At 46.2% G+C, this 7,786-nt stretch carries 10 protein-coding genes and 1 pseudogene; all 11 read right to left on the bottom strand.

Going from position 1 to position 7,786, the window contains the following annotated elements:
* Position 1: 1 nt before the first annotated feature.
* Complete coding sequence (locus tag Q0386_RS02585; RefSeq protein ID WP_002945599.1) at positions 2–259, bottom strand: phosphopantetheine-binding protein; 258 nt, start codon at positions 257–259, stop codon at positions 2–4.
* A complete protein-coding gene (locus Q0386_RS02590; RefSeq protein WP_299026654.1) occupies positions 256–1,008 on the bottom strand; it encodes a 1-acyl-sn-glycerol-3-phosphate acyltransferase in 753 nt (250 codons plus the stop codon). Before Q0386_RS02590 ends, Q0386_RS02585 begins: the two co-directional genes overlap by 4 nt.
* Entirely contained in the window at positions 986–1,666 is a 681-nt protein-coding gene (locus Q0386_RS02595) for a beta-ketoacyl synthase chain length factor (RefSeq protein WP_299026657.1), read from the bottom strand. The genes Q0386_RS02590 and Q0386_RS02595 overlap by 23 nt, the downstream gene beginning before the upstream one ends.
* A 15-nt stretch (positions 1,667–1,681) precedes the next feature.
* Positions 1,682–2,101: an excinuclease ABC subunit A gene (locus Q0386_RS02600; RefSeq protein ID WP_299026660.1), complete on the bottom strand. Its 420-nt coding sequence runs from the start codon at positions 2,099–2,101 to the stop codon at positions 1,682–1,684.
* Between the two features lie 9 nt (positions 2,102–2,110).
* Positions 2,111–2,563, bottom strand: coding sequence for a hypothetical protein (locus Q0386_RS02605; RefSeq protein ID WP_299026663.1), 453 nt, complete (start codon positions 2,561–2,563; stop codon positions 2,111–2,113).
* A 16-nt stretch (positions 2,564–2,579) separates the two neighbouring features.
* Positions 2,580–3,821 (bottom strand): beta-ketoacyl-ACP synthase, encoded by a 1,242-nt coding sequence (locus Q0386_RS02610; protein WP_299026667.1) that lies wholly within the window; start codon positions 3,819–3,821, stop codon positions 2,580–2,582.
* Positions 3,821–4,534 (bottom strand): 3-oxoacyl-ACP reductase FabG, encoded by a 714-nt coding sequence (gene fabG / locus Q0386_RS02615; RefSeq protein ID WP_299026670.1) that lies wholly within the window; start codon positions 4,532–4,534, stop codon positions 3,821–3,823. Before fabG ends, Q0386_RS02610 begins: the two co-directional genes overlap by 1 nt.
* Positions 4,527–4,967, bottom strand: coding sequence for a thioester dehydrase (locus Q0386_RS02620; RefSeq protein WP_299026673.1), 441 nt, complete (start codon positions 4,965–4,967; stop codon positions 4,527–4,529). The genes fabG and Q0386_RS02620 overlap by 8 nt, the downstream gene beginning before the upstream one ends.
* The gene (locus tag Q0386_RS02625) at positions 4,964–6,130 is read right to left on the bottom strand and encodes a beta-ketoacyl synthase N-terminal-like domain-containing protein (protein WP_299026676.1); all 1,167 of its coding nucleotides are present in this window, start codon (positions 6,128–6,130) and stop codon (positions 4,964–4,966) included. The genes Q0386_RS02620 and Q0386_RS02625 overlap by 4 nt, the downstream gene beginning before the upstream one ends.
* Positions 6,117–6,512, bottom strand: a complete 396-nt coding sequence (locus Q0386_RS02630) for a hypothetical protein (protein ID WP_299026678.1) — start codon at positions 6,510–6,512, stop codon at positions 6,117–6,119. The genes Q0386_RS02625 and Q0386_RS02630 overlap by 14 nt, the downstream gene beginning before the upstream one ends.
* A 935-nt stretch (positions 6,513–7,447) precedes the next feature.
* Positions 7,448–7,678, bottom strand: a pseudogene (locus tag Q0386_RS02635) (ComEA family DNA-binding protein); the annotation flags it as partial.
* Positions 7,679–7,786: the final 108 nt, after the last annotated feature.

The following is a 7,786-nucleotide window of genomic DNA, read 5'->3' on the forward strand; positions in this document are numbered from 1 at the left end:
GTTATTTCCTATTTTCAAAGATGTATTGCGCGAGGCTTTTTACACTGTAAAAAATCTCTTTTAAATTTGCGGTTTTAGAGTCCAAAACCAGGCCGTAGTTTTTTTGCACCGCAAGGCCAAGCTCGAGCGCATCGACGCTATCAAGCCCTAGCCCCTCGTTAAAAAGCGGCGCGTTCTCGTCGATATCGCTTGGTTTCATATCCTCTAAATTTAAGCTCTTTATGATGAGCTCTTTTATCTCGTCTATTAGTTCGTTCATTGTTTAAACTCCTTTGTATAATTTTCGCTGATAAAAGCGTGCAACTCTCTAGCTCTGATCGGGTTTGGTCTATCCGCGCAAAATCCGTCCAAATTTAGCCTAAAAAGCTCTTTGAACTCGTATTTTATCATAACGCTCGGGGTTTTGTACCAAGGCTCGTTTTTTTTGAGGCTGGGCGGATCCATTTTGATGGCGATGGCGACTAGCTGCTTTGCCGCATTTACCGCGATGTAGGCGGCAGCTTTATGAAAGACTATCTCGCCCGCCGTGCGCGTGCCTTCTGGAAATATTATCAAACTTTCGCCGCTCTTTAGGGCGTCCGCGCTTTTTTGCAAGAGCTCCTCGTTTGCGGTATTTAAGATATATCCGCATGATTTTATCGCAGGAGCTAAGAAGATATTTTTACCAAGGCCCCCTTTTACCACGCAGTTTGCGCGGCGGATGAGTGCTATCAAAAAGACGACGTCTAAAAGCGAAGGGTGATTTGCTATGATTATCTGCGAGGCGGAGCCAAGCCCCAAAGGAAGGTCAAATTTGGTGCGCTGATAGCCGCAAATTTGAGTAGAAAATATAAAAAATCTCCAGGCTAAACGCACCAGATCGCGGCAAAAATTTCGGATAAACTTAAATTTATAAAGCCCAAGAAGCGCAACCGGAACAAAGATCAAATTTCCAAGCGCGCAAATGAGTCCAAATAGCGCAAAATTCGACCCTACGATAAAAATTTTAAACCAGTGACGAGGGCTCATAATCCCACCGCCAAGCGGAGTTTTTATCCGCGCTTTGCCAGGAGCATTTTTGCTTCGGATCAAAATTTTGCAGGAATTTAACAAGCAAATTTTCATCCGTTTTGCCGCTAATTTCGCTTTGCGATAGGCTCAAATTTTCGCCCTCGCTAACTAGCAAACAAACCATACAAGAGGGCGCAGACTCGTCAAAATACTCCTGCGAAATGCTCTCGTGATAGGCTAAAACCAGAGCGTTTTTGGCTCCGCTTTTTAGCATCAGATGTGCCTGCACCAAAGCGTACTCTAGCGGCGCGTATGCTGAAACGGCCGAGATTTCGCTACGATTTTTGAAATTTATCGCTAAAAGCGAGGAAAGTGCGTTGTGAACCGAGAGCGAAAACGAGGTCGGCGAGATAAGTTCGCCGTGAGCTAGCGTGTTTTGCAGCTCAAAACAGCGATTTATCTCCCCTTCGTACGAACTAAACACGATAGGCATATCAAGCGGCGCAATGTTTTTGGTTAGATCAAAGGCGCATTTTGCCGCGCGGCTAAGCCTACGCCGCTCAAGCGGGGGCACGTGCAAGACGTCAAGCTCCCTCTCGTATGCCGCCAGCCTCGCGTCCTGCGCGCCGTTAAAAACAACTGCGTCAAAAAAATCGAGTTTAAAATTTAGCCTCATTCGCCCCTCTCGCCGTTATTTCGCGATATCGCCTTTTAGCGTTACGCCGGCCATCAAAGCGCCCGCACCGCACTGAAACTGAGTTTTGGAGTCAAAAGGCTGTTTTTTGTAGTAGCCAGTTAAATTTACCACCTTCGCGCCGCCCTCTTGCACCGCGCGCTCCTGGAAGGTCTTTATCGCTGACAAAAACGCCCACTGGCACGCCTCTTTGTCGCTTTTATTGAAGGCGTTGGTTTTTTTGTTTGCCATTAGGCCGCTTTTGATGATGCCGTCTTTCGTGCCAGAGCCGAAGCTTAGCTTGATGTTTGGATTTAGCACCTCTTTTGCCTTCGGCGAGCTTAGCGCCTCCTCGATCGAAAAGCTAAGCACGTCGTCACGCGCGCTCAAATTTAAAGCCAAGGCGCAAACGCCCGCTAAAACCAGTAATTTTTTCATTTTTTCTCCTTATTTCAAATTTGCTTTCAACGCCACCGCAGTCGCCATATTTCCGACTACGCATTGAAATTTATCCTTGCTGTCTAGTAGCTTGTCTTTAAAATTTCCTTGTATGTTCACGACACTGCTTTTGCCCGCGTTTTTAGCCGCCGTTTGCAGATCGACCAAGACCTTAACGAATACGTATTCGCAAGACTCCTTGTAGTTATCCTCGCGCGGGTCTTTTACCGCGTCGCCGAAGCTATTTTCCTCTACCGCGCGGTATTTGTTGCTACGCCTTTGCGATTTTACGGGCTCTAGCTCCTCGTCCATCTGTTTAGAAAACTGCAAGCTTATATCTTTTAGCAGATATTTCTTTGCAAATTTAGACTCCAGCGCGCTTGCGATATCGTGCTCGTAAAACTCGTCCTTCGCCGCCGAAAAAGAGCAAACCAAAAGCACAACGGCTAAAATTCGTTTCATATTTTACCTTCAAATTTTAAATTCTTTTAAATATCAGCGACGTATTTACTCCGCCGAAAGCAAAGTTGTTACTCATCACAAAGTCCGTATCTATCGCGGTTTGCTCGGTCAGGTAAAAAAGCGGCGCGCAACTAGGATCGACGCGGGTCAAATTTATCGTAGGAAAAAATCTTTTCTCGCGCATCATCATTATGCTAAATATCGCCTCCAAACCGCCGCAGGCTCCTAGCGTATGGCCGAGGTAGCTTTTTAGCGAGCTGATAGCGATCTTATCGCCAAAAAGCTCGTTTGTAGCGATACTCTCGGCGATGTCACCGTGCTTAGTCGCCGTGGCGTGAGCATTTACGTAGCCGATCTTTTCGGGCGTTAAATTTGCGTCTTTTAAAGCTAAAACCATCGCGCCTTTCATCGTCGCGCTTTGCGGGCGCGTTACGTGCGAGCCGTCGCAGTTTGAGCCAAAGCCCACGACCTCGGCGTAAATTTTAGCCCCACGCTTTACGGCACTCTCTTCGCTCTCTAACAAAAGTATCCCCGCACCCTCGCCCAGCACTAGCCCGTCGCGCTCCTCGTCAAACGGAGTCGGCGAAATTTCAGGCGAGCCGTTTTTCACGCTAGTGGCGTAGAGCATGTCAAACACATATGCCTCGCTCGGACACAGCTCCTCTGCGCCGCCCGCTAGCATCATGTCGATCTTGCCGCTTTTGATACTCTCGTAGGCGTATCCGATCGCGTGCGAACCGCTCGTACATGCCGATGATGTCGGGATGATGCGCCCTTTTAGCGAGTAAAAAAGCGCGATATTTGCCGCCGTGGTGTGAGGCATCATCTTGATGTATGTATTGGCATTGCACTCGTTTTCGCCGCGCTCGAGCAGTTTTGCCATCGCTAGTATCGACTCGGTGCTACCCGTAGACGAACCGCACGCGACGCCTAGTCTGCCGTCCTGTACGCTAGGATCGAGGCTTGCGGCGTCTAAATTTTCGCCTCGCATGAGCCCGGCATCTCTTAGCGCCAAGCCAGCCGCCTCTACGCTGTACATCGAGACAGTGCCCAGGCTTCTTAACTGCTTACGGTCCCACGAGCTAGGGCACTCATAGCCCTCTATAGGTGCAGCTAGGCGGGTATTTAGATCAGCGTACCTATCCCACTGAGACATGTATCTCACGGCGTTTCGACCAAGCTCAAATTTGGCCCTTATCTCCTCCCAGCTCTTACCAAAGGCGCTCACCATACCCATACCGGTTACAAAAACTCGCATCAGCAAAGCCCTCCGTTTACGCCGATCACCTGCCTCGTTATGTAGGCTGCGCCCTCGCTTAGCAAAAACTCGACCAAAGGCGCGACCTCGTCTGCTTTGCCCGCTCTTTTAGCAGGGATAGCCTTTAAAATCTCCTCCATCGGCAAACCGCCGTCCGTCATATCGGTCTCGATGAGTCCAGGCGCGACACAGTTTACGGTGATATTTCGCGATGCTAGCTCGACTGCGAGGGACTTTGCCGCGCCGATGAGGCCTGCTTTGCTCGCTGCGTAGTTGCTCTGTCCGCGGTTGCCGATGATACCTGAGACCGAGCTCATGACGACGATACGAGCGGGCTTTTTAGCGCGGATCATAGGCATTAAAGCGGGCTTTAAGACATTATAGAAGCCGTTTAAATTCGCATCAATAACGCCGAACCAGTCCTCGTCCTCAATGCCGACGAAGGTGTTATCGCGCGTGATTCCGGCGTTTAGTACCACCGCGTAATAAGCTCCGCTTGCCTCTATATCAGCCTCGATCGCCGCCCGTGCCGCCTGCGTATCTGCAACGTCAAATTTTAAAGCGCTCAAATCTAACTCGTTTTGCAAATTTAAAAGCCGCTCGCTCGCGCTTTTGCCGTGTAGCACGACCTCGTATCCCGCCGCCGCCAGCCGCCTAGCCACCGCTTCGCCGATGCCGCGACTCGAGCCCGTTATCAGCACTCTTTTACTCATCTAGTATCCTTTTTGCGTATTCTTCGTCCGGACTTAGCACGTTTAGAGTCGCGCGTGCCCCAAGCTCGCCGTTTACGTAAAGCTCGCAGTCGTAAACGCCAAAACCGCTTGCGTCTTGTATCGAGCAGGCCGCCTCGATGACGACTTCGTCTCCAGCCGCTAAAAACGGCTTAAATATCTCAAATTTTCTACTGCCCAGCAAAAAACCCAGTCCGAATTTCATCCCCTTTAGCTCGCGCATCTTTGAGTCGTAGATACCCAGCGACTGAGCCATCATCTCGACGGTTTTATGCATAGCGAATTTGCCCTCCGCGAGAAATTTATTATCCTCTTTTATTACGCTTTTGGTTTTTATGCGCCCCTCTTCAAATTTAAGCACCTCGTCGATAAAAATGATCGCCGTGCCGTGCGGGAGATAACCCTCTAGGCTCATTTCGCCCTCCCAAACACGATCGCCGCGTTATCGCCACCAAATGCAAACGACAGCGACATGGCCGAATTTACGACCGCTCTTTGGCCAAATTTTACCAAATTTATCTCCTCTATCTCATCATCGTAAACGCCGTCGTAAACATGCGGCGGCAGTGCGGTTTCTCCACTAGCGCAAAGCATGGCGCAAAGCGCGCTCTCTATGGCTCCTGCAGCTCCTAACGTGTGACCGATCAGAGGCTTAACGGAGCTAGCAAAAACGCGTGGCATGAGCGAATGCACGATCTTTGCCTCGATTTTATCGTTTGCCTGCGTGCCGGTACCGTGCAAATTTATATAATCCACGCTGCTTAAATTTGCCGCCTGCAGCGCCTTTTGCACGCACTGAGTTTGCATCTGTCCGCTAAAATCAGGCTGCGTCATATGAAACGCGTCGCAGTTTGAGTGCTCGCCTGCGATAACTACATTTGAAATTTCATCCCTGCTCGCCACGAAAAAGGCCGCCCCTTCACCGATATTTATACCGTCACGATTTTTAGAAAACGGATTCGTCTCTCGCGCGCTTAGGATGCCCAGGCTATCAAAGCCGTTAATCGTGAGCGTGTTTAAGCTATCCACACCGCCGCAGATCACCGCGTTGCAGACGCCCGACTCCAGCAGCCTTTTTGCTGTTATTATCGCCTTGACACCCGAGGTACAGGCGGTCGAGACGGAAAACGCAACTGAGCTAAGCCCGTAAAAATCAGCGATAAATTCGGACGGGTTGGCTAGAGAATTTCGGTTTATACCAAATTTTGAAGCATCGAAAAACCCCGTCGCTGCGAAATCCTTAAACGTTTCGTAGTTTTCCTCCACGCCGCTAGTAGTCGTACCCACGACTACGCCGACACGATTTTTACCGTATTTTTTGATGGTCTCTCGCACATCTTTATCTATCTGCAAAAGCGCGCTTAAAACTAGAGCATTTGTACGCGTTTGTAGGTGTTTTGGCGTATTTTGACTAAATTTAGCCAGCCGCACACCGACCTTGCCAAGGATAAAGCTTTTATCCGCCCTAAAGCCTTCGCAAACGCTCAAAAATCTCTTTTCGCCACATAAATTTGCAAAATTTTCCTCCGAGTCGGCTCCAGCTGCGCTGATGATGGCGGGCTTGCTAACGTATATCAAGAGCTCTTACCTTAAAATTTTCGTTATTTACTGCTATGATGGCCTCTTTTTGATTTGATTTTATGGCATCCAGAATCTTTACAAAAAGTTCGTTGTAGGCGCTATTTGGAGGTAAAAAACCGATAGCTTCAAACTCGCCGCTCGGCCTTAAAACTCTCCTAGCTAGCGGAGTGCCCATGGAGTTTATCATCGTAAAATAAAAATCCTCTTTTTCATGCGAAACATAGAGCAAATTTGAGCCACTTTGGGAAATCACTTCAAACTCGCGTTTATCAAAATTTACGATCTGCGGAACATCAAATTTAGCCTTTGCCGCACATCCGCCGAGCACAAATGCCACCGCAAAAATAGATATAAAACTTAAAACTTTTTTAAAACTCACCTTTTGGTCGCCTTATTAAATTTCACTTGTTTTAGAATAATGCACAGATTATATCTTTTTAACCTTTAAAAACAATGCTTGGCGCAAAATTTGGCGCCCAAGATATATTTTTAACAAAATTTGCTGATTTTTTGTTTATAAATTTACCCGGCAAAATTTTAGTTAAAAAAGTGGAAATCTAAATTTGATGGCGATGTTTTGAAAATTTAGATATTTTGATTAAACACATAAACTCGCGCGCAAAGCATTGGTTTGCATTGCCAGTAATGACGCCATATTGGTATTTTAATATATTACTTTTACAGCTACCTAAGGGTAAATAGCGCGTGATAAAATTTTATTCATTATTGTTTACTAGCATTTGCCAATAGCAATTAGCTATTAATATCTTGAATTATATCTGATGTAGAACTTAAATTTTGCATTTGCCTCAGTATAGATAGCGCAACTTTAGTCGATTTGGTTAATTGCAAGGTTATAGAATCAGCAGGAGATATTTTCGCGTAAATCCTTTCTGATAATTTGTCAAAAACAGATTTACGCAGTTTAATTTATAGGCCCAAATTTGAGCCGAAAATAATATAATGTTATTCTGATTTTTTCTTTGTAGGCTTTTTAGCTTCGACTTCCTTAACTCCGCTTTCTTCAACCTTCTTCTTTGAAACTTTTATCTTAGTCTTAGCCTCATCAATATCTTTTTCTATTTTATCTTCGCCAGATTTTACTTTACTTTTGATGCTTTTAGAAGCCTTCCCCTCTATGTCAGTTTTAGATTTATCCACATCTTTTACAGGCGCAGCTATTTTGTCTTCTACATCTTTTGTTTTTTTAGCGACTTCTTTTTTGCCCTGTTTTACTTTGTCGGTCACATCATTGACTTCTTTTGCCTTTTTGGATACTTTATCGCTTGTAGGCATTACGCTCGTGCCGCTCGTAGATATGTCGCCTTTTAAATTTTCAAAAGTCTTATCGCCGATACCGTTTACGTTTTTAATATCCTCTATGCTTTCAAATTTGTTTGTTTTTCTGTATTCAATAATAGCATCAGCCTTTGCTGCACCAATGCCGTTTAAGCTCATAAGCTCCTCTTTTGTAGCGGTATTTAAATTTATAGCGGCAAATACCATCGAAGCGCATGCCAACATTGATAACATAAATTTGTTCATAGTTTTTCCTTTTTAAAAAATTATTTCACATGGTTTGCGAGTTCTTCTTGGGCCTTTTTATTAGACTCTTCTTTTTCTTTTAACCATTTTTCTTGAGCTTTTTGGTAT

The organism is uncultured Campylobacter sp. (assembly GCF_938045625.1).
In the GTDB taxonomy this organism is placed as follows: domain Bacteria; phylum Campylobacterota; class Campylobacteria; order Campylobacterales; family Campylobacteraceae; genus Campylobacter_A.

What these genes read in the sequence shown, in the direction of transcription:
- Q0386_RS02585 (WP_002945599.1), bottom strand. Translation starts at nt 259, where the DNA reads ATGAACGAACTAATAGACGAGATAAAAGAGCTCATCATAAAGAGCTTA.
- Q0386_RS02590 (WP_299026654.1), bottom strand. Translation starts at nt 1,008, where the DNA reads ATGAGCCCTCGTCACTGGTTTAAAATTTTTATCGTAGGGTCGAATTTT.
- Q0386_RS02595 (WP_299026657.1), bottom strand. Translation starts at nt 1,666, where the DNA reads ATGAGGCTAAATTTTAAACTCGATTTTTTTGACGCAGTTGTTTTTAAC.
- Q0386_RS02600 (WP_299026660.1), bottom strand. Translation starts at nt 2,101, where the DNA reads ATGAAAAAATTACTGGTTTTAGCGGGCGTTTGCGCCTTGGCTTTAAAT.
- Q0386_RS02605 (WP_299026663.1), bottom strand. Translation starts at nt 2,563, where the DNA reads ATGAAACGAATTTTAGCCGTTGTGCTTTTGGTTTGCTCTTTTTCGGCG.
- Q0386_RS02610 (WP_299026667.1), bottom strand. Translation starts at nt 3,821, where the DNA reads ATGCGAGTTTTTGTAACCGGTATGGGTATGGTGAGCGCCTTTGGTAAG.
- fabG (WP_299026670.1), bottom strand. Translation starts at nt 4,534, where the DNA reads ATGAGTAAAAGAGTGCTGATAACGGGCTCGAGTCGCGGCATCGGCGAA.
- Q0386_RS02620 (WP_299026673.1), bottom strand. Translation starts at nt 4,967, where the DNA reads ATGAGCCTAGAGGGTTATCTCCCGCACGGCACGGCGATCATTTTTATC.